Below are 20,087 nucleotides of genomic sequence, written 5' to 3' on the forward strand. Positions count from 1 at the left end.
CAGACGCAGAGGCGATTTCACCCATGATGTCCGTCACGCGGGTGACGGCATTCACGATGTCATTCATGGTCTCCCCGGCGCTTTCCACCAGCACGGAGCCGGTATCGACGCGGGAGACGGAATCTTCAATCAGCGATTTGATCTCTTTTGCCGCGTTGGCGCTGCGGCTGGCCAGGTTGCGCACTTCCCCGGCCACCACGGCAAATCCGCGTCCCTGTTCGCCTGCGCGCGCCGCTTCCACGGCGGCGTTCAGCGCCAGAATGTTGGTCTGGAAGGCAATGCCGTCGATGACGCTGATGATGTCGGCGATTTTCTTCGAGCTCTCGGCGATGTCGTGCATGGTTTTCACCACGCCATCCACCACGCGGCCGCCGCGCTGCGCCGTCTCGGAGGCGCTTTCCGCCAGCTGAGACGCCTGGCGGGCGTTATCGGCGTTCTGCTTCACGGTCGCGGTGAGCTGCTCCATGCTGGCCGCCGTCTCTTCCAGGGCGGACGCCTGCTGTTCAGTGCGCGATGAGAGGTCGTTATTGCCCATCGCAATTTCGCTGGTGCCGGTATAGATGGCATCCGTGCCGCTACGCACGTTGGCGACGGTATCGATAAGCGAACACTGCATATGGTCAACGCTGTTTGCCAGCTCGGTGATCTCATTGCGCCCGGACACGGTCAGCGTTTTGGTCAGGTCACCGCCGGCAATGTCACGAATATGGGCGATGACGCGACCGAGAGGGTTCAGCAGGATATGGCGAATGCCGTACCAGACCGCGATCAGCACAATGACCAGCGCCAGCGCCAGCACCGCCATCTGCCATTTCGCAAAGCGGTAGTCATTCTGGCTTTCAGCAAACGCGGAGTGATACAGATCGCCACTGACCTTTGCATATTCCCCCAGCGCCGCGCCGAGGGCGTTTTGCATCCCCTGCGTCGGCTGCGCGAAATAGGCGTCCATGTTGCCGCTCTCCAGGAACTGAATCAGCTCTGCCAGACCGGCATGGTAGGCGTTGTATTTTTCGTCGATATTCTGGCTCACCTGCTCCATCGCAGGCTGCGGGGTGATTTTCTTAAAGGCCTCGTAATGCTTTGCGGCATCCGCAAGTGTCGCCCGGGCATTTTTCAGCAGATCGGTTTTCGCGCTGCTCTGCTGATTGTTGGGATCCATCATCATGCGCGCGGACGAGCGGCTCAGGTTGATACGCGTTTGCAGCATCAGATCCCACGTTGAGGTGAGTTCACTCTGCTGCAGGCGGAGATCGTTCGAGGCCGCAAAGCTGTCCTGGTTCTGTTTTAATGACGAGAAAAAAAGCCCGCCGGAGATAAGCTGAAGTAGTGCGAAAATGACCAGCACCATCATAAGCATTGTGACAACGCGGATACGGTTCAACATACAACACCTTCTCATAGATTTATTAACGGTGTTATCGGCACAGCCAACAGGAACTTTACATTTGAGAAAGGGAAAAGCGCGGGGTTAGAAAGCCACGTCGACAATCAGCGTATCGGTGTAGGTTCCGGCGGGTGGCGTGGCCTGATTAGTCAGCACTTTCGCGGTGTAGTTGTAGGTACGCAGTAAACCGTCGGCACTGACCTGCGACGACGTCGCGCTGGTCCAGCGTTCGCTGCCGCTGCCGCCCCATCGGTTACCCGTGGCTTCTTTATAGATGTCATAACTGAGGTAGTTACTGCCGCTTACCATCCGGCGCACGTTATTCAGCGCGTTAGCACCGTTGTTAATGCCGATGGTATAGGTACTGCCTTTGGTACAGGTGACGGCTATCGCCTGTGAGACGGTGGGGAAACTTTGTACCAGCGGCGCGCTGTTGAAGTTGACGTCCGGCGTGGTCATGGCGCTGCAATCGTTGGTGACGGTCATATCCAACGTGATGCTGGTTCCTTTCGTTCCGGTTTGCAGTCCCGACAAACACGCGTTGAGCACGCCCACCGAGCAGACTCTGTAGGTGATATCGAAGTTTAGCGTCACCTGATAAGGACCCGCGGTCACATTTTGCCCCGGTACCGTGCGGAAATAGAGAGGGATATTGTATTGTTTGCCGCCGATCAGATTTAACAAGGTACTGCTGTCCCAGGTATAGGTTTTACTGGTCTGCACTTCGCTGTTGTTAGCGCAGCCCGACTGCCCGCACAGGCGCGTCGGGATCACATCGGTGATGGCCGCGTTGTCGGTGCGCTTCATGGTCGCACGACCATTGGCCGAAACGGTAGCTGAGACAAAATTCAGCGTGATGGTGTCCCCGGTCAGCAAGTTCACCAGCGCATCACAGGCTACGACCAGTGTTCCGGTGGTTGCCACTTCGCCAGAACCACTCAGCGCGAATGAGGTTACACTCCCAAACGCGGCGTTGACCGTACTGACTCGACAGTCAGCCCAACTGCCGCTGGCCACCAGCAGCAGAAGCATAAACAGCAGGCGCGTCATGGCGCCTCCCGACACACCAGCGGACCGTAGGTTTGCAGCTTGTGCTCCGGGTTGGCTCCCACGGTCAGGGTGACCTTGCAGCGTTTTCCGTCAGGCGCGATCACCTCCAGCGGATTCACATCGCTAAGGTTTTCCAGCCAGGCAATACCGTCATACCCCACCACCGCATTGCTGCGCGAGGCACGCCGGACCTGGCTTCCCACCGGCAGCGCCTGGCCGCGCGCATCGTGGAGGATGACGCTTGCCACTCTCTCCTGCTCCATCGGGAAATCGACCAGATAGCCGCTGTGACGCCGAATCGCAATTCGCCGCTCGGTCTCTTTCAGCCGGGTGTCCGCCGGCAGGTTCAGGGTATCAATGCGGTAGCTTGCCGGGTAATACGCCGACACCCCGCTGACCAGCAGGTAACCGTTGTTATTCGTTTTGCCAACGGGCTGGTTCTCATAGCTGACGGGCACGTCCGGATGGCCGTCGGTACTGATGACCACAAACGCATCGTTGATCTTATTCGCCGCGAACAGCTCGCCGTCCATCAGAACAATCGCGCCCATCGCCTCGCCCCACCAGGTCATCATGTCCCTTTCGCCGTAGCCGCCGCCCTGCAGTTCAATATTGTTATTACGCCAGCCCAGCGTGCCCTGCTGATAGTCACTGGATTTTGACTGGTTGGCCCAGGCCATGTTCCAGCTAAAGCCGCCGTCAGACGGCATGGAATGGTTGTAGTTAATGCGCTGGGTGTTGCCCGCATCCGGGGTGTTTTCGACGGTGAACGCGGCGCTGTCGCGTGCCCCCAGCGGCACCTGCAGCGACAGCGCGACCGTCCAGTCTCCCCGCTGCTGGTCCCGGCTCCCGGCGAGGTAAATACTGCTCGCGCCCCACAAATTACGGCTCCATGAGAGATTAAGCAGCTCGGTTTTTTGACTGTCAAAACTCTCCACGCCAATCCAGGCTGCGCCGATGTTGCCGTACTGTCCCAGGTTGAAGGTCAGAGAATACTGGTCCGTATTGCGGCTGAAGCTGGCGATGGGTTTATCGTTATCGTCATACACCGCAGGCTGGTCGTAGAGGGCCAGATTGCCAAAGCCGCGGTCCCGACGCGTGTGCTGGGTGGCCACGCTGTACTCGCTGGTGCTGTACTGGTAACCCCAGTTGATTTGCCCGCCCGCCTCCCCGCGCATGCGGCTTTGCGAGTAAGAGGTATTCACCACGCCAAACTGGCCGAGTTTAATCACCGTCCCAGCCCCGCCCAGCGCCAGCTCCTGCGCCCCTTCCGCATGCCCTTCCAGGGTCAGCCAGTCCGTCACCCCGTAGCGATACGAACCGCTGCCTGCCGCCGGGCCGTAGTCAAAATTCTTGATACCGTAATTACGCCGCAGGCTGCCCAGCGTCACGGCGCCGTCGCTCAGCCCTTTTTTAAGCAGGTCGCTGGAGACGTAAAACGGCAGCGTGGTGCTGACCTGGCGCCCTAATGCATCCGTCGTGACCAGTACCGCATCCCCGGCGCCGTTGATATAGGGCAGATTGGTCAGGGTGAAGGGGCCCGGCTGAAGCTGGGTTGAGCCGGACCGATAGCCGTTGATAAAGAGATCCACCGAGGTGGGTACCGCCGCTTCCCCCGCGAATTCGGGCAGCGGCCACGTCACCAGGTCAGGGCGCAGGGAGAAATCTCGCCCGACGCTGATCCCTCCCATCCGCACGCTGGAGCTCCAGCTCAGGGCATCGCTGATCACGTCCCCGACGCTCCAGCTCATTGCGTCATCCTCATTCGTGAACAGCAGGGTCGTGTCATAGCGGACATACCCTTCCTGCTGACCGTCGTTACCGGTGAAATTTTCCCGGGCATAGCCGGTGGAGGAAAACGAGCCGTTCTCATTGAAATAGCGGAATTCATGCCAGAGGGACGCCTGTCCGCCGATATGCTCCGTGTGGTTGGTGTAGAGATCGTAATTAAGCAGCGCTCCGCGCCCGAAGTGCGGTTTGGCCTGCGCCGTTTGCGCGCCGAACGGCGTCACGCGGGATGCAACCCAGTCCCGGGGAACGGTCAGCAGCAGACGTTGCCCGGCGCTGTCGTACTCCACCCGAACCTGAGAAAGCGATGAGAGATTCACTTCTCCGGCAGGAACATGTTCCGGGGGCAGTCCCGCGCGCAGCAGGTCAGCGCTGGAGATAAAGAAAGCGCCTTTGCGCTGCGTCACGGGCACGACCAGACCGGTATCGTAGTGGTTGAGCACGAGGGCAAGCTGGAAGACCGCTTCATCATGTATCGCCTGTGCCTAGGGCGGCGGCGGAAGGCTGTCATCGCCGGACTCAGCCCAGGTCGCGGAACTGACGCAAAGCAGTATCATCATCGCCGGCTTCAGTTGACGGGCGTCGACTGCCATTGTGCGTCCCTGGCATTAATCTGCGCGCTCATCCGCTCTGGCTGACGAACGCCTGCGGGTATCGGCCAGCTGCGGGTGCTGCCGGGAAGTACGTAACCCAGCAATCCCTCCGCGACCGTGCGTTTCTGCCCTCCCTGCTCCAGCGCCACCTGGCTCAGCCTGACATGGACATCCCCCCGATTCCGAACCTCCAGTACCGGCTGCCCATCCGCTCGCGTCACCCGCCAGCTCAGGTTCCGGGTCTCCACCAGCGCGTGATGCGCCCCCTCTTTTATTGTCGGGATCCCCTGGCCATACACAAACAGCGGAATGGAGTAACGCATCTGCAACTTGAGGCCGATGGCGGGTTCTGCTTTGGCATCAGGCTGAGGAATTTCATCCACGATAATGCGGTAGGCTTGTTCGACGCCTGCGGGAACGCGGGCCTGCTTAATAAGACGGATAAGCTGCTTGCTGCCTGTGCCAATCGTGACGATGGGCGGGCTGGCGACCACATCCTGCTGCGCGGTGTAGCGTTCGTGTCCGTCCTCCTGCTTCCAGCGCACAATTCGCACCTGCATCGTGGTGGCGCTGTTTCCCTGGTTCTGGATCCACAGCTCCGTGGCGTTGGCGTCTGCCGCAAGCCACGGGTCGATAGGCCAGAGCAGAATGGTGGCTGCCGCCTGCGCCTGACCGGTTGCCACAGCCATTCCCAACGCGCCCGCCAGACAAACAGGTCTGAAAACTGGCTTCATCAACACTCTCCCTTTATTACCATGACAAGGTCACGGTGAGCTGATCGGAATACGTTCCTGCCGGGCTAAATCCGGTCAGTAGCGCCACGCCAAAAAGCGGCAGCGCGATGTTATTGCTGTTGCTATAGGTCACCGGTATCGCCTGGTTGACGCCAATTTCGCTGTTCGCTGCCAGCGAGCTGCTGCTGTAAAGCCGGTATCCCACCACGTCGGCGCCGTTCGAGCGCTTCATGCGGCGAACGGTTGAATAATTCTGTCCGCCATTAATGCTCATGCTCAGCGCCACGCCCGGCGTGCAGGCGATAGACAACGCCCCGTTTGGCACAAAGCTGGTGCTTACCGGTGCGCTCTCGACGCCGTTATGGGTGCCAAAATCCAGCGTCCCGAGAACCCCTCCGCTGCCGGTGGCCACCGCGCATCCCGGAACAATCGTCGCGCTGACCTTAAAGGACTGCGACGTCACCGCCTCCGCCGCGGGCGCCATCAGCAATCCGACGATCAGCGCGAAAAAAGGCTGCACGTGTCCCTCTGCGCATATGCGCAGACCAGTAAGAGTTGCCTTCATGGCGGTGCAGGACTAATAGGTGACGCTGACGTTAATCGTGTCGGTGTAGGTGCCCGGGACGACCGTCACGCTGTTACCGCCGCCGGTAATACGCCCGTAGAGGGTGTAACTGTCCACCCCTCCGGCCGTAGAGGCGATCGGCAGCGCGGTGTTATTGGCAATCACGCTGTTAAACCCGCTGTCGCTGTACAGGCTGTATGCCACGCCCTGTGCCGCGTTGGCGGTGTTAACCAGATAGCGCGCAGGGGTTCCCGGGGTGCCGACAACGGTGCCGGGTGCGGTGGAGTTGGTGTTGCCGGTGATCGCCACCGTATAGCTGGCGGTCGTACATTGAATAGTGAAGGTGTTTCCGCCGCTGGCGCCGGTGAGCTGCGTGGTCAGAGTGGAAAACGTTGCGGGATGGGTGCCGAAATCCAGTGTCCCGAAGTTAATGCCGTTTTGCGTGGGCGATCCGTTTATCAGACAACCGTTCGTGAGCGTCAGCGTCGCGCCGATGGTGCCGCTACTGGTGACGGCCAGCGCCTGATGGACCGTTGTCGCAGTCAGTAAGGTGCCTGCGCAGATCAAAAGGAGTTTTCTTTTCATTTACCACCCTCCAGAAGACGTCTCCGTTCCCTTGCCACGTTTTATTTTTGTCGTTCAAGATGTTAGCCCCGCTTAATGTTCCTCTGAGGGGGGTTATTGAGAATTTAGTTTACGGATATCGCTTCGACCACCTGCCCCATAACGCATAAGCACTTTGTCTTATTGACTTCTTATTTCCTTAAATAACAGAGAGTTAAGTTATTTTTTTCAGCATTTTCATGCTATCAGGAGAGAATATATCCATTAAAGTGTGATGCAGATCACAATATATCGTCAGGGCAATAACAACAAAATTAATAAAACTTAAAAAGGAGTTGTATCCCCCTACGCTTTGCGTCAATTTATGTGCCGAATAATTTCCCGCGTCGTAATAAAAAATTTATATGTATCGGTGCGGGCTACATCTGAAGCGCATAGAGGGTCTTTTTTCGTGGCAAGTGCAAACAAACTCACACTCTTCATCGTGATATTCATGCTGGCGGGTATTCTTTCAGGGGCAGCAATTCATGAATATGCATCTGCGGATGCCATCAAAGCCTGGTCGGATAATATTACCCTTCTGACCGATATTTTCCTGCGACTGATCAAAATGGTCATTGCGCCGCTGGTCTTCAGTACGCTCACCGTCGGCATTATGAAGCTGGGCGAAACCTCCACCATTGGCCGCGTGGGCGGCAAAGCGATGGTATGGTTTATCAGCTCATCCGTGCTCTCAATTCTGGTCGGCCTGTTTATCGTCACGCTGGAGCATCCGGGCAGCGGACTGAACCTGACCGTCCCGACCGAGGCGGTGGATACCGGATTAGCCGTTGGTGGGATGACGCTGAAAGCGTTCCTGTCTCATACCATTCCGACCAGCATCGCGGGGGCGATGTCGAACAATGAGATCCTGCAGATTGTGGTGTTCTCCATGTTCTTCGGCATTGGCGGCGCGTCGCTGGGGCAGAAATTCAACGCCCCGCTGGTGGCCGCGCTGGACGTGGTTTCTCATATTATGCTGAAGGTCACAGGCTACGTAATGTACGTTGCGCCGCTGGCCATTTTCGCGGCAATCTCCTCCGTCATCGCCACGCAGGGCCTGGGCATTCTGTTGAACTATGCCTCCTTTATTGGCGGCTACTATGTTGCCATTCTTCTCACCTGCATGGTGCTGCTGGCCGTGGGTTACATGGTGCTGAAAAAAGAGGTGTTCCGCCTGGTCAGCATGCTGAAAGATCCGGTTCTGGTGGCGTTTACCACCAGCAGTTCTGAAGCGGCCTACCCTAAAACGCTGGAGCAGCTGGAGCGTTTTGGCTGCTCGCGCAACATCGCCTCTTTCGTACTGCCGATTGGCTACTCCTTCAACCTGGTGGGGTCGATGGTGTACTGCTCTTTCGCCTCGATGTTTATCGCGCAGGCGTACAACATTCATCTGAGCTTCTCTGAGGTGACGGTGCTGATGCTGACCCTGATGCTGGCCTCAAAAGGGATTGCGGGCGTACCGCGCTCCTCGCTGGTGGTGCTGGCCGCGACGATCCCAAGCTTTAACATTCCGGTCGCCGGTATTCTGCTGCTGATGGGGATCGACCACTTCCTGGATATGGGCCGTTCCGCAATTAACGTTCTGGGTAATGGTATTGCGACCGCCATGCTGTCGCAGAATGAAGGCGCGCGGGACGCGGAAGCTGAAGCTGAACTGGTAAAGCAGGAAGCGTAATGGCATGAAAAAGCCGGGTGGCGGCTTCGCCTTACCCGGCCTACAAATGGCTCGAACGCGTAGGCCGGGTAAGCGTCAGCGCCACCCGGCTTTGTTTTAGGCTACGTGACTCGCGGCGATATCCAGCAGCGCCATCTCATCGCTGTTCAGCAGCTTCTCAATGTTCACCAGAATCAGCATACGCTCGCCGAGCGCGCCCAGACCGGTCAGGTATTCGGTCGACAGCGTGACCGCAAACTCTGGCGCAGGACGAATCTGATCAGAGGTCAGGGAAAGCACGTCAGACACGCCATCCACCACGATCCCCACCACGCGCTGCCCCAGATTCAGGACGATCACCACGGTGTTGTCGTTGTAGTCAACGTCGCCCTGGCTGAACTTCACGCGCAAATCCACGATGGGCACAATGACGCCACGCAGGTTGGTGACACCTTTAATAAACGCAGGCGTGTTAGCGATGCGGGTAACCTGGTCGTAACCACGGATTTCCTGCACTTTCAGGATATCGATGCCGTACTCTTCATCGCCTAAAGTGAATACCAGAAATTCCTGTCCTGATGGCTCGCCCGCCAGTTTCGTTACATTACTCATACCGGTCATGTTATTACCTTCTACTTAATCAGGCGGCTGTGTACGCCACACGTTGTTCACGATTTAATCCCTGAAGCGCCGACACGTCGACGATCAGCGCCACGCTACCATCACCCAGAATGGTGGCGGCAGAAATACCCGGCACTTTGCGGTAGTTGCTTTCGAGGTTCTTCACCACCACCTGGTGCTGACCAATCAGCTGATCGACCAGCAATGCGTAGCGGCGGCCCGCGCTTTGCAGGATCACCACGATACCCTGCGTGGCCTCGGTCTTCGCCCCGTCCACTTCGAACACTTTCCACAGTTCCACCAGCGGCAGGTACTCACCGCGAACCTCGAGTACGCGCTCGCCGCCCGCCAGCGGATGCAGATCTTCCTCACGCGGCTGGAGGGATTCCATCACGGCGTTCAGCGGGAGGATAAAGACTTCGTCCGCCACTTTGACGGACATGCCGTCGAGGATCGCCAGCGTCAGCGGCAGCAGGATGCGAATGGTCGTGCCGGAACCCTGTTTGGACTGGATCTCAACGTGGCCGCCCATCTCCTGGATGTTACGTTTCACCACGTCCATGCCCACGCCGCGCCCGGAGACGTCGGTCACCTGCTCTGCGGTAGAGAAGCCCGGTGCGAAGATCAGCATGCCCACTTCTTCGTCGGTCATGTTTTCATTGACCGCCATTCCCTGCGAAATCGCTTTTGCCAGGATGCGCTCGCGGTTCAGACCTGCGCCGTCATCGGTCACTTCAATGCAGATGTTTCCGCCCTGATGTTCCGCAGACAGGATCAGATTCCCGACCGGGGATTTCCCTGCGGCAATGCGGTTTTCCGGCAGTTCAATACCGTGGTCGAGGCTGTTACGCACCAGGTGCGTTAACGGGTCAATGATGCGCTCGATCAGGCTTTTATCCAGTTCGGTTGAGCTGCCCATCAGGGTCAGTTCAATCTGTTTATTCAGCTTGCTGGCGAGATCGCGAACCAGACGCGGGAAGCGGCTGAAGACATATTCCATCGGCATCATACGGATGGACATGACCGATTCCTGCAGATCGCGGGCGTTACGCTGCAGCTGGCCCATGCTGGTAATCAAATCCCCGTGGGTGACCGGGTCAAGTTCGTTTGAACGTTGCGCCAGCATCGACTGGGTGATCACCAGTTCGCCCACCAGGTTAATCAGCTGATCAACCTTCTCAACGGCGACACGGATGCTGGTCGACTCGCTGGAGCGCGCGGCAGGTTTTTCACCACGGCCCGGTGCAGCAGCCTCTTTTGGCACCGCCTTGAGCGCCGGAGCCGCAGGCGCCACAGCCGGTGCGGCAGCCTGAGCGACAACAGCCGCCTCTTCCACAGCCGCAGGGGCATCAACCGCGACCGTTTCGGTTTCGAAGGCGATTTGATCGGCTTCAATCACAAAGCACAGCACCGCCACGATATCGTCCTGGCCAATACCGTCATCAAGCGTCGCGGCCAGGCTGTCTTTGCCTTTAACCACATTGCTTAATTTCGCCAGGTTACCCAGCTCTTCTTCCAGCAGGTTAACTTCATTCTCTTTAAGGCGAGACAGCACCACGCGCAGTTTGCCCGCCGGTGCGTCGGCAGGGGCAGACGCCTGTGCGGCAACCGTATCCACAACGCTCAGTTTTGCGGCAGGAACCACGGCTGCGGTAACCTCACCTTTGGCTTCCAGCGCGAGCTGGCGCAGCGCATTGCAGATGTATTCAAAGCTGGCGGCGTCAGGCTCTGCCGAACTTTTATAGGCGTCGAGCTGTTCCTGCATAATATCTTTGGTTTCCAAAAACAGGTTGATAATGTCGGTATTGAGCTGCATCTCACCGCGTCGTGCTTCATCAAGCAGGTTTTCCATTAAATGGGTCGTTTCCTGCAGGATGGTAAATCCAAACGTTCCGGCTCCGCCTTTAATGGAATGCGCCGCACGGAAGATGGCATTGAGCTGCTCGGAATCCGGTGCTTCGGGCACCAAATCGAGCAAGTGTTGCTCCATATCGGCCAACAATTCGTCGGCTTCATCAAAGAATGTCTGGTAAAAATCGCTAATATCCATGCTCACGCTATCACCTCGGATTGGCTGGTGGCGATGTTGGAACGGCAGCCGAAGGAACGGCCCCAGGCTGTTTTAAATCGTCCAGTGACTCATTCTGACTTTCGGCGTTTTCATGCAGGATGGCCTGCTCCGCCTGCTGGTTCAGCACTAAAAGACTGATACGACGGTTGATGGCATCATCCGGCCCGCGGTCGGAAACGCGCATGGTTGCGGCCATGCCGACTACGCGCAGTACCTTGCCATCATCAAGCCCACCTGCCACCAGCTCGCGGCGCGAGGCGTTGGCACGGTCGGCAGAAAGTTCCCAGTTGCTGTATCCCTTCTCCCCACTGGCGTACGGGAAATCATCCGTGTGGCCTGACAGGCTGATTCGGTTAGGAATGCCGTTCAGCACCGGTGCAATGGCACGCAGAATATCGCGCATGTACGGTTCGACTTCCGCACTCCCGGTTTTAAACATCGGGCGGTTCTGGCTGTCGATAATCTGGATACGCAGCCCTTCCTGCACCAGGTCAATCTTCAGATGCGGTCGCAGCGCGCGCAGCTTCGGATCCGCTTCAATCAGCTGATCGAGATCGCCACGCAGTTTTTTCAGCCGCGCCTGTTCCATCTTTCGTTTCAGCTCGTCGATGTTCGGCTCTTTTTTCACCTCACCCTTCTGCTGGGTGTAATCATCGCCGCCGCCCGGGATCGGGCTTTCGCTGTTAGAGATACGCGGCCCGCCGGCCACCGCCGTTGCCAGCGGCGTGCGGAAATATTCGGCAATCTGGATCAGTTCTTTTGGGCTGGAGATGGAGATCAGCCACATCACCAGAAAGAACGCCATCATTGCGGTCATAAAATCGGCGTACGCGATTTTCCACGAGCCGTGCGCGCCATGCCCACCGCCCTTGTGCTTGCGTTTTTTTACGATGACGATCGGATGGGACTGGTTTTTCATGCGTCCTCAGTTGTCGTCTGTTGGTTTGGGTTTTTCACCGCACGCACGTGTTCTTCAAGCTCGATAAACGACGGACGCTCGCTGGAGTAAAGCGTTTTACGGCCAAACTCAACCGCGATCGGTGGCGCATAACCGTTGAGGTTAGAGAGCAGCGTGATCTTCACGCATTGCATCATTTTGGTGGTTTCCGCGCTCTTCTGGCGCAGCACGCTGGCCAGCGGAGAGATAAAGCCGTACGCCAGCAAAATACCGAGGAAGGTACCCACCATCGCATGGGCAATCAGCGCGCCGAGCTCAGCTGCCGGACGGTCTGCCGAGGCCAGGGCGTGAACCACCCCCATGACCGCAGCAACGATACCAAATGCCGGAAGCGAGTCGCCGACCAGCGCCAGGCTGTTAGCCGGCACTTCCGATTCGCTTTCATGGGTTTCAATCTCTTCATCCATCAGCGCTTCGATTTCGAAGGTATTCATGTTGCCGCTGATGATCAGTCGCAGATAGTCGACGATGAAATCCAGCATCATGGCATCAGCGAGAATTCGCGGATAGCTGGCAAAAATTTCGCTCTCTTTCGGGTTTTCAATATCCCGCTCAAGCGAGAACATGCCCTGCTGACGCGACTTCGCCATCAGGCGATAGAGCAGTGCCAGCAGATCCATATACATGCTTTTGGTGTATTTTGAGCGACGGAACAGCAACGGAATTGCCTTCAGCGTGCCCTTGATCGATTTACCGTTGTTGCCAACGATAAAAGCCCCTACCCCTGCGCCGCCGATGATAATAAGTTCAGCCGGTTGATAGAGTGCTCCAAGGTGCCCGCCGGTCATCATGTAACCGCCGAAAACTGTACCGAGAACTACCAGGTAACCTAATAAGATAAGCACGACATCATCCTTCCGCTAGTGACTATGGCAAGGACGTCCAGCTCGCAGCGTTGACCGTTCGCGGGGTAAAAAAAAGCAGCGGTAATCGCTTACCGCTGCTGGAATCTTTCCCACACGTTCGGGTTAAACAGCTTGTTCGATCTGTTCATCCAGCAGTTGTGGAATAATATCGGCAGCATCCCGGGAAAGTTTACGTCTTTTTACTGCACGGGAAGGAGGCTGACATAAACTACAGGCGAAGCTGCCTGCAGGTTGGTGAGCATGGGTAATGAAATTGCCGTTGCAGCAGTTGCAGCGCGACAGCTCAAGCATTCCGCTTTCAACAAAACGCACCAGCGTCCATGCGCGGGTCAGCGCCAGCAGAGGACCTTCTTCCTGCTGTGGGCATTGTTCAAGGTAAAGTTTGTAGGCTTTGATCACGGCGTCAACGCCGCTACACAAACCGGTTTTGAGAAGATACTGCCAGGCATTACAGAACATGGAAGCGTGAATATTCTGCTCCCACGTCATAAACCAGTCGGTAGAAAACGGCAGCATGCCTTTCGGCGGGGGACTACCACGTAACTCTTTGTACAGTTTGATGAGACGACCACGGCTCAACTGCGTCTCGCTTTCCAGCATTTGTAAACGAGCACCCAGCGTAATCAGCTCCATGGCCAACTGTATGTCACGCGCTTCCTGAACAATGCTTTTCTCGCTCATTGCTAGGCCCTTTTCTTACGGGCTACGTCATCAGGCTGGCTGATTTCGTTAAGCAAGCGAGTAGAGAGAAGAATACCGGTATGGATCTGTTGAAGATCGTCTACACGGGACTCCTGCGTCAGACGCGTTATTGTCTGTGAATCATCGAAACGGAACTGGCAAACCAGTTGATTCGTTTCAGCCAGTTTAACCATCTGCGGGAGGGTTAAACCGCCCAGCATGGTTGCCATCTCTTCGTTAATACCCAGACGAAACATCGCGGACGCCTTGTCCTGACTAATCAAACGCTGCGCGAGCAGTAAATACGACAAATTGATGTCATAGATATGTTTTAGCAACTCGGATGTATGCATTGTTCCCATCCCGAATAACCAACTATTATTTTTATGCGGAAAGACCGCACCCCGTGATGTCGCCGGGAAATCACCCGGTATAAAAAAGAAAAGGCTAAATGCATAGTTGAATTTAGGTTTGTATTCATCGAAACGCGTAAGAGAGGAAACGCGAATGCGTCTCTTACATGTTTTATCATTTCTTACAAATAACTAAGATTTTTCCTAATTCGACGCAAACTCTACTCGTCAGTTTTGACACATACAATCCAGCCATCCTCAAATTTAAAAAAAATGTGATCTACGTCACACAATTTAAGTGAATATGACCCATAAATCCATCAGTATGACTTGTAATTTGTTCAATTATTAACCAATCGACACTGTTTTGTATTCTTAATTGACGAATACTCATGCAGAAGGGGGATCAGAACTGGCATGCAACGTGCTTTTCCTCGGGTGGACGTCGCGCGGAAACATTTACATCATTCACCCCTCCGGGAAACATTTTTCTTACTGTGAAAAAACATAGAGTTATGCAGGCAGCCCAAAAAAGATGTTTCAGAGCGTGATCATTCGAAATGATTTTGTAACGCATCAAAACGATTCAACAGTCAAGGCATAAAATTGTGTGATTTACGTTAAGTTGTTAATTTTTTTCATTTAGGCGCATTTTTCAGTTATTCTTCTTATAAGAATAATTAATGAATAATTATGATAAGCTTCACACTAATGTCGTAATCAGCCCTTGCAGAACCCGGAAAATCGCGGTAAAGGTGATCAAACGCTGTCAGTCAGACACCCAAGGAGTGCGCCATGAGTTACTCCCATCTACTTGTTTCTGTTGCCGTTTCCCCAGAAAGCCATCAACTCGTCGCCCGGGCAGTTTCCATTGCCAGACCCCACAATGCCCGCATCAGCCTCATCACGCTTGCGGCCGAACCCGAGATGTATAATCAGCTGGCTGCCCCCATGCTGGAGGATATTCGTGAGGTACTTCAGGAGGAAACGCAGCAATTTCTGCGCGAGCTGGTCGAAAAGGCACGCTATCCTGTCTATGAAACCGTAATTGCGACAGGAGAACTTAATGCCCATATTCTCGACATGTGTCGTAAACAGAATATTGATTTAGTGATATGCGGGAATCATAACCACAGCTTTTTATCTCGCGCGGCCTGCGCGGCGAAATCCATTGTCGCATCAAGTCAGGTTGACGTGTTATTAGTGCCGCTTGGGGGGCGTTAACCCCCCAGGGAAATATCAGGCAAGTTTAGGGAAAGTTGCGATCTTTTTTTGTAAATCGCCTTCATGGCTTTGTGGGGCGATATCGCGGAGATCCTGAATAAAACGCGCCTGCCAGTGGTTAATATCGTTCTTCCGGATCGTCGCCATCATTTCAGCATGGCGGGAAATACGTTCCGTGAGCGGCATGGTCAGCGCGCGGTTCAGGGCATTCGCCACGTCATCGCGATCGTAAGGGTTCACAATCAGCGCCGAGGTAAGCTCATTTGCGGCCCCGGCAAACTGGGATAGCACCAGCACACCCGGATCGGCGGGGTCCTGCGCTGCCACATACTCTTTCGCGACCAGGTTCATCCCGTCGCGCAGCGGCGTCACCAGGCCAACGTCCGCATAGCGGAAGACCTTCATCAGGATCTTGCGGTCGAAGTGCTGATTCAGATAAAACAGCGGCGTCCAGCCCAGTTGACCGTAACGGCCATTAATGCGCCCGGCTTCTGTCTCCAGCTGATGGCGAATATCCTGATAGGCCTGAACCTCACCGCGCGACGTCGGCGCAATCTGGGTATAACGGATTTTACCGTGATGCTCCGGATATTTATCCAGCAGCGTTTCATACGCCAGGAAGCGTTCCGGCAGCCCTTTAGAATAATCAAGACGCTCGACCGAGAAGATATTTTTCACGTGCTTGAGTTCATTCTTAAGCTGCGCCAGCTTCGGCGGCAGCGGGCCGGAGGCCTGCTCCGCGATTTCGTCAGGTTCAATCCCTATTGGATACACTTCGGTGTGGAACGTTTTTCCCCACGCCGTATGGGTTTTCCCGCCTTTGGTCACCAGACGCGCTTTCCCTGACACGGAGTCCAGGAATGCCAGGCGGTCATTTTCCGTCTGGAAGCCCAGCAAATCGTAGTCACACAGCGCCTCCAGCAGCTCTTCATGCGGCGGCAGCGCGGTAAAAATTTCCGGCGTCGGGAACGGGATGTGCAGGAAGAAGCCAATCCGGTTATTCACTCCCCTCTTTCGCAGCTCTCTGGCGAACGGCAGCAGGTGATAATCGTGGATCCATAAAATATCGTCTTCCTCTATCAATGGCAGCAGTTTATCCGCCAGCAGCGCATTCACGCGCGCGTAGCCTTCGAAGGATTCACGCTGGAATTTGACCAGGTCAAGACGATAGTGAAACGCCGGCCACAGCACGGCATTCGAGAACTGCGAGTAATACTCGTCGTAGTCTTTCTCTTTCAGTGCAAACGACGCCCACGTGATGTTACCGCGCGTCACTTTTGTGAGCGGTTTCTCTTCTTCACTGATTTCTCCGCTCCAGCCAAACCACAGCCCGCCAGCGGCTTTCAAGGCACCTAACACCCCTACCGCCAGGCCACCCGCACTGGCTTTTTTATCATCAGGCGGTGCGATTCGGTTAGAGACGACGACTAAGCGACCCATAATGGTTTCCTCCTTTGTTTTGCGCTATTTGTTGTTGTTGCTGGTTAGCGATATCAGATACCCACTGCCAGACGCTGGCGACATCCGCCAGCCGCCATTCGGCGACAGTGTCACCAGGCCCTACCTTAACGGCGATCCCTCCGGCCTGATTAACCACACGGAACCCGGCCTCGTCGGTCAGGTCATCCCCAAAGAAAACAGGCGTCCGGCCCTTAAATGGCGCCTCCGCCATAAAGGCGGCGATGGCTGCGCCTTTATTAATTCCCTTCGGCTTTAATTCCACCACGCATTTGCCCGGCTGCAGCGCCAGCTGTGGATGCGCATCCGCAACCGTCTGAGCAAGCGCGAGCACGGCATCTTCGTGCTGCGGTGCCTGGCGATAATGCAGGGCAAAGGCCATGCCTTTGGCTTCCAGCTCGGTGCCAGGCAGGTCGGCCAGCGCAGCAGAGAGCCGCTTCTGGAGCGTTTGCGTGAGTGCGTCGGGGAGTGAAACGATATGCGTTTGATCATGGATGTCGCGGCGCTCCGCTCCGTGTACACCGGCCAGCGGAAAGTGGTATGGACTGGCGAGCAGATCCAGCTCGGCCATTGAGCGCCCTGATATCAATGCCAGTGCTCCCTCATTCATGAGCGAGAGCTGATGCAAATCCTGTAACACCGCCTCCGGAATAGACACCTGATCGGGGTGCGGTTTTATCCCGGCGAGCGTGCCGTCGAGATCAAAAAAGAAAGCATAATGTCCGGGCAGTACAGGCGGTGCGGTTAACAAGTCAGCCACCCTTTTCCTCCTTACGGTTGACGAGAGGTAAACGCCTTTACCTCTTTCATAGCCATGTAAGTATAGACAGTGTGACGTCGCTCGCCATTTGACAACCGCCCCGTCAGTTTTACTGGCGGGGCGGTGAAGGGGTCAACTATGGTTATAAGTTGAGCAATAAAAGAGGTGCAAAACGGTTACACGGTACGCTTCGCTTTTTGCTTGTAACGGTCGAAAATCACCGCTGCCAGCAGGATCAGACCACGCACCACGTACTGCGAGAACGGCGAAATATTCAGCAGGTTCATGGCGTTCTCTACCGTGCCCAAAATCAGGATACCGGCCACCACATATGAGATTTTTCCGATGCCTCCCTTGAGGGAAACGCCCCCTAACACGCAGGCCGAAATAACGATCAGCTCATAACCGATAGAGGTCATTGGCTGGCCGCTGGTCATACGCGACGCCAGAATAATCCCCGCCGCGGCAGAAACGAGCCCCGAGAGCACAAAGATAATAATCTTGGTGCGCACCACCGGCACCCCGGCCAGACGGGCGGCCTCTTCGTTACCGCCAATCGCCAGCGTATTACGGCCAAAGGTGGTCCGGTTAAGCAGGAAGCCGAACAGGATCAGGCAGGCCACGGTCAGCCAGATAGGCGCAGGCAGACCCAGCCAGTTGGCGTAACCCAGCGTAAAGAAACGCTCGTCTTCAATCCCCACCGCTTTACCGTCGGAGATGATATAGGCCAGCCCGCGGACAATTTGCATTGTCGCAAGCGTCGTGATCAGGGCGTTAATCTTCAGGCGCGCGATAACAAAACCGTTCACCAGGCCGCTGATGACGCCGAGTAACAGACCGGCAAAAACGCCAATCCACAGGCTCTCCGTCATGTTGATCACCACGGCCGTCGTAACGCCTGCACAGGCAATCACCGACGCCACCGACAGATCAAAATCGCCGGAGGCCAGACAGAACAGCATCCCGCAGGCCACCATCCCGGACATGGAGATGGCGAGACCCAGCCCCTTCATATTAATGAAGGTGGCAAAGTTGGGGACAAAGATCGCGCAGGCGACGAACAGTGCGGCAAACACCACCAGCATGCCGTACTGATCCCAGATACGCCCAACGCTCAACGCCGACTTCGACTTCGGCACTCCGGATGTAGTAACAGAGGACATCATTAACTCCTTACTCAGGCGACGGCCTGGCTAACTTTAGGCATGGCGAGGTTCAACGCCTGTTGTTCATTCGCCTGTTCATGAAGTAATTCGCCGGCAATTTCGCCTTCACGCATCACCACAATGCGGTCGGCCACGCCCAGCACCTCCGGCAGATCGCTGGAGGCGAAAAGCACCGCCACGCCGCGTTTTGCCAGCTCGTAGATCACGTTATAAATCTCGTGTTTTGCCCCCACGTCGATACCGCGCGTCGGCTCATCCAGCAAGATGACCTTCATGTCCTCCGACAGCCAGCGGCCCAGAATGGCCTTCTGCTGGTTTCCGCCTGACAGATTCATGATCAGCTGTTCCGGACCCGGCGTTTTGATATTCAGTGAACGAATATGGTGGTCGGCATTACTCGACTCCCAGCTATCGTTTATCAGGCAACCTGCGCGAATAAACTTACGGCGGGCGGAAATATTGATGTTGTCGCGTACCGAGTGCACCGGAATAATGCCCTCTGCTTTCCGGTCTTCCGGACAGAGCATCATTCCCGCCCCGATCGCGTGGGCCGGTTTCTGAATGTCTACCCGCTCGCCGTCAATGGAGACCTGCCCATCGGTAATACGGGTACCGCCGAACAGCCCTTTCATCAATTCGCTACGCCCCGCGCCTACCAGACCAAACAGGCCGACGATTTCACCGCTGCGTACGGATAACGAAATCGGCGTTCTGACGCCCGGCGCTTTTACGCTATCGAGGCGCAGACGCTCAGGGCCGTACTGGCGAGGATGCCAGTGATAGATATCACCCAGATCGCGTCCGACCATCGCCTGAACAAGCTGGTCATGGTTCACCTGCGCCATGTCGGTAAAGGTGCGCACATAGCGTCCATCTTTAAACACGGTGATGGCATCGCTGAGAGCAAATATCTCTTCCATGCGGTGCGAAACGTACAAAATCGTCCGGCCTTCCTGACGCAATTCACGGATCACGCGGAACAGATTTTCGATTTCCCGCTTCGAGAGCGAACTGGTGGGTTCATCGAAGGCAATTATTCTGGCGTTACGCGCCAGCGCCTTGGCAATTTCAACCATCTGCCACTGGCCGATGGAGAGATATTTCAGCGGCGTCTGGGGATCGACGTCCAGCCCCAGGTGTTTTAGCTGCAGCCCCGCTTCATAATTAAGTAGCGAACGATTCACCACGCCGCCTTTGTGCGGGAGCTGTCCTAAATAGATATTTTCCGCCACGGTCATCTCAGGGATGAGGTGCAGCTCCTGATAGATAATGGCCACCCCGGCATTGAGCGCCGCCGTGGTATCGGCAAAAGAGACCTCTTCGCCGCGGATCGCCAGCGTGCCGGTTGTTGGCGAGTAGTTGCCGCTGAGGATTTTCAACAGCGTGGATTTTCCCGCACCGTTTTCCCCCATCAGGGCGTGAACCTGGCCGGCATAGCAGTCGAAGCTGATATCGGTCAGCGCGTTCACACCGGGGAAGGTTTTCCCGATGCCGCGAAAAGAGAGATACGGATCAGACTGTCGCATAACGTCTCCGTGATTCCTGTAGTGTGTAC

The 20,087-nt window shown here is 56.0% G+C and carries 17 protein-coding genes and 1 pseudogene; 2 read left to right on the forward strand and 16 right to left on the reverse strand.

Annotated features, from left to right (window positions below; genetic code table 11):
* From tar to HMPREF3143_RS12460, 6 genes and pseudogenes are all read right to left on the reverse strand, one after another.
* On the reverse strand, positions 1-1,384 hold a 1,384-nt coding region (tar, locus tag HMPREF3143_RS12435), incomplete at its 3' end, for a methyl-accepting chemotaxis protein II (RefSeq protein WP_254668431.1).
* Positions 1,385-1,468: 84 nt separating this feature from the next.
* A complete protein-coding gene (locus tag HMPREF3143_RS12440; protein WP_023293967.1) occupies positions 1,469-2,434 on the reverse strand; it encodes a Csu type fimbrial protein in 966 nt (321 codons plus the stop codon).
* A pseudogene (locus HMPREF3143_RS12445) lies at positions 2,431-4,815 on the reverse strand (fimbria/pilus outer membrane usher protein). The gene HMPREF3143_RS12440 and the pseudogene HMPREF3143_RS12445 overlap by 4 nt, the downstream one beginning before the upstream one ends.
* Positions 4,791-5,549, reverse strand: coding sequence for a fimbrial biogenesis chaperone (locus HMPREF3143_RS12450; RefSeq protein ID WP_045352284.1), 759 nt, complete (start codon positions 5,547-5,549; stop codon positions 4,791-4,793). Before HMPREF3143_RS12450 ends, HMPREF3143_RS12445 begins: the two are co-directional and overlap by 25 nt.
* A 16-nt stretch (positions 5,550-5,565) precedes the next feature.
* Positions 5,566-6,114 carry a Csu type fimbrial protein gene (locus tag HMPREF3143_RS12455; protein ID WP_032635222.1) on the reverse strand — a complete coding sequence of 183 codons (549 nt, stop codon included), beginning with the start codon at positions 6,112-6,114 and terminating at the stop codon, positions 5,566-5,568.
* Positions 6,115-6,126: 12 nt separating this feature from the next.
* Positions 6,127-6,699 (reverse strand): Csu type fimbrial protein, encoded by a 573-nt coding sequence (locus tag HMPREF3143_RS12460; RefSeq protein WP_008500422.1) that lies wholly within the window; start codon positions 6,697-6,699, stop codon positions 6,127-6,129.
* A 430-nt stretch (positions 6,700-7,129) separates the two neighbouring features.
* Between HMPREF3143_RS12460 and HMPREF3143_RS12465 the strand changes: the two genes are divergently transcribed.
* The gene (locus HMPREF3143_RS12465; RefSeq protein ID WP_008500421.1) at positions 7,130-8,395 is read left to right on the forward strand and encodes a dicarboxylate/amino acid:cation symporter; all 1,266 of its coding nucleotides are present in this window, start codon (positions 7,130-7,132) and stop codon (positions 8,393-8,395) included.
* A 96-nt stretch (positions 8,396-8,491) separates the two neighbouring features.
* Here HMPREF3143_RS12465 and cheW read toward each other — a convergent pair whose 3' ends face one another.
* The 6 genes from cheW to flhD form a co-directional block, all read right to left on the reverse strand.
* Positions 8,492-8,995 carry a chemotaxis protein CheW gene (cheW, locus tag HMPREF3143_RS12470; RefSeq protein WP_008500420.1) on the reverse strand — a complete coding sequence of 168 codons (504 nt, stop codon included), beginning with the start codon at positions 8,993-8,995 and terminating at the stop codon, positions 8,492-8,494.
* A 19-nt stretch (positions 8,996-9,014) separates the two neighbouring features.
* The gene (gene cheA / locus HMPREF3143_RS12475) at positions 9,015-11,051 is read right to left on the reverse strand and encodes a chemotaxis protein CheA (RefSeq protein ID WP_070533238.1); all 2,037 of its coding nucleotides are present in this window, start codon (positions 11,049-11,051) and stop codon (positions 9,015-9,017) included.
* 4 nt (positions 11,052-11,055) lie between these two features.
* Entirely contained in the window at positions 11,056-11,985 is a 930-nt protein-coding gene (gene motB, locus HMPREF3143_RS12480) for a flagellar motor protein MotB (protein ID WP_008500418.1), read from the reverse strand.
* Positions 11,982-12,869 carry a flagellar motor stator protein MotA gene (gene motA, locus HMPREF3143_RS12485; RefSeq protein ID WP_008500417.1) on the reverse strand — a complete coding sequence of 296 codons (888 nt, stop codon included), beginning with the start codon at positions 12,867-12,869 and terminating at the stop codon, positions 11,982-11,984. The genes motB and motA overlap by 4 nt, the downstream gene beginning before the upstream one ends.
* A gap of 123 nt (positions 12,870-12,992) precedes the next feature.
* Positions 12,993-13,571: a flagellar transcriptional regulator FlhC gene (gene flhC, locus HMPREF3143_RS12490; RefSeq protein WP_008500416.1), complete on the reverse strand. Its 579-nt coding sequence runs from the start codon at positions 13,569-13,571 to the stop codon at positions 12,993-12,995.
* 2 nt (positions 13,572-13,573) lie between these two features.
* Positions 13,574-13,924 (reverse strand): flagellar transcriptional regulator FlhD, encoded by a 351-nt coding sequence (flhD, locus tag HMPREF3143_RS12495; protein ID WP_008500415.1) that lies wholly within the window; start codon positions 13,922-13,924, stop codon positions 13,574-13,576.
* Positions 13,925-14,719: 795 nt separating this feature from the next.
* Between flhD and uspC the strand changes: the two genes are divergently transcribed.
* Positions 14,720-15,148: a universal stress protein UspC gene (gene uspC, locus HMPREF3143_RS12500; RefSeq protein ID WP_070533240.1), complete on the forward strand. Its 429-nt coding sequence runs from the start codon at positions 14,720-14,722 to the stop codon at positions 15,146-15,148.
* Between the two features lie 15 nt (positions 15,149-15,163).
* Here the strand turns inward: uspC and otsA are convergent, their stop codons facing one another.
* From otsA to araG, 4 genes are all read right to left on the reverse strand, one after another.
* Positions 15,164-16,588 (reverse strand): alpha,alpha-trehalose-phosphate synthase, encoded by a 1,425-nt coding sequence (gene otsA, locus HMPREF3143_RS12505; RefSeq protein ID WP_047747351.1) that lies wholly within the window; start codon positions 16,586-16,588, stop codon positions 15,164-15,166.
* Positions 16,563-17,366, reverse strand: a complete 804-nt coding sequence (otsB, locus tag HMPREF3143_RS12510) for a trehalose-phosphatase (RefSeq protein WP_070533242.1) — start codon at positions 17,364-17,366, stop codon at positions 16,563-16,565. The genes otsA and otsB overlap by 26 nt, the downstream gene beginning before the upstream one ends.
* Positions 17,367-17,542: 176 nt before the next feature.
* Positions 17,543-18,532 (reverse strand): L-arabinose ABC transporter permease AraH, encoded by a 990-nt coding sequence (araH, locus tag HMPREF3143_RS12515; RefSeq protein ID WP_171843394.1) that lies wholly within the window; start codon positions 18,530-18,532, stop codon positions 17,543-17,545.
* Positions 18,533-18,543: 11 nt separating this feature from the next.
* Positions 18,544-20,058, reverse strand: coding sequence for an L-arabinose ABC transporter ATP-binding protein AraG (gene araG, locus HMPREF3143_RS12520; RefSeq protein ID WP_045354294.1), 1,515 nt, complete (start codon positions 20,056-20,058; stop codon positions 18,544-18,546).
* Positions 20,059-20,087: the final 29 nt, after the last annotated feature.

Source organism: Enterobacter sp. HMSC16D10 (assembly GCF_001807145.1).
GTDB classification, from domain to species: Bacteria; Pseudomonadota; Gammaproteobacteria; order Enterobacterales; family Enterobacteriaceae; genus Enterobacter; species Enterobacter roggenkampii.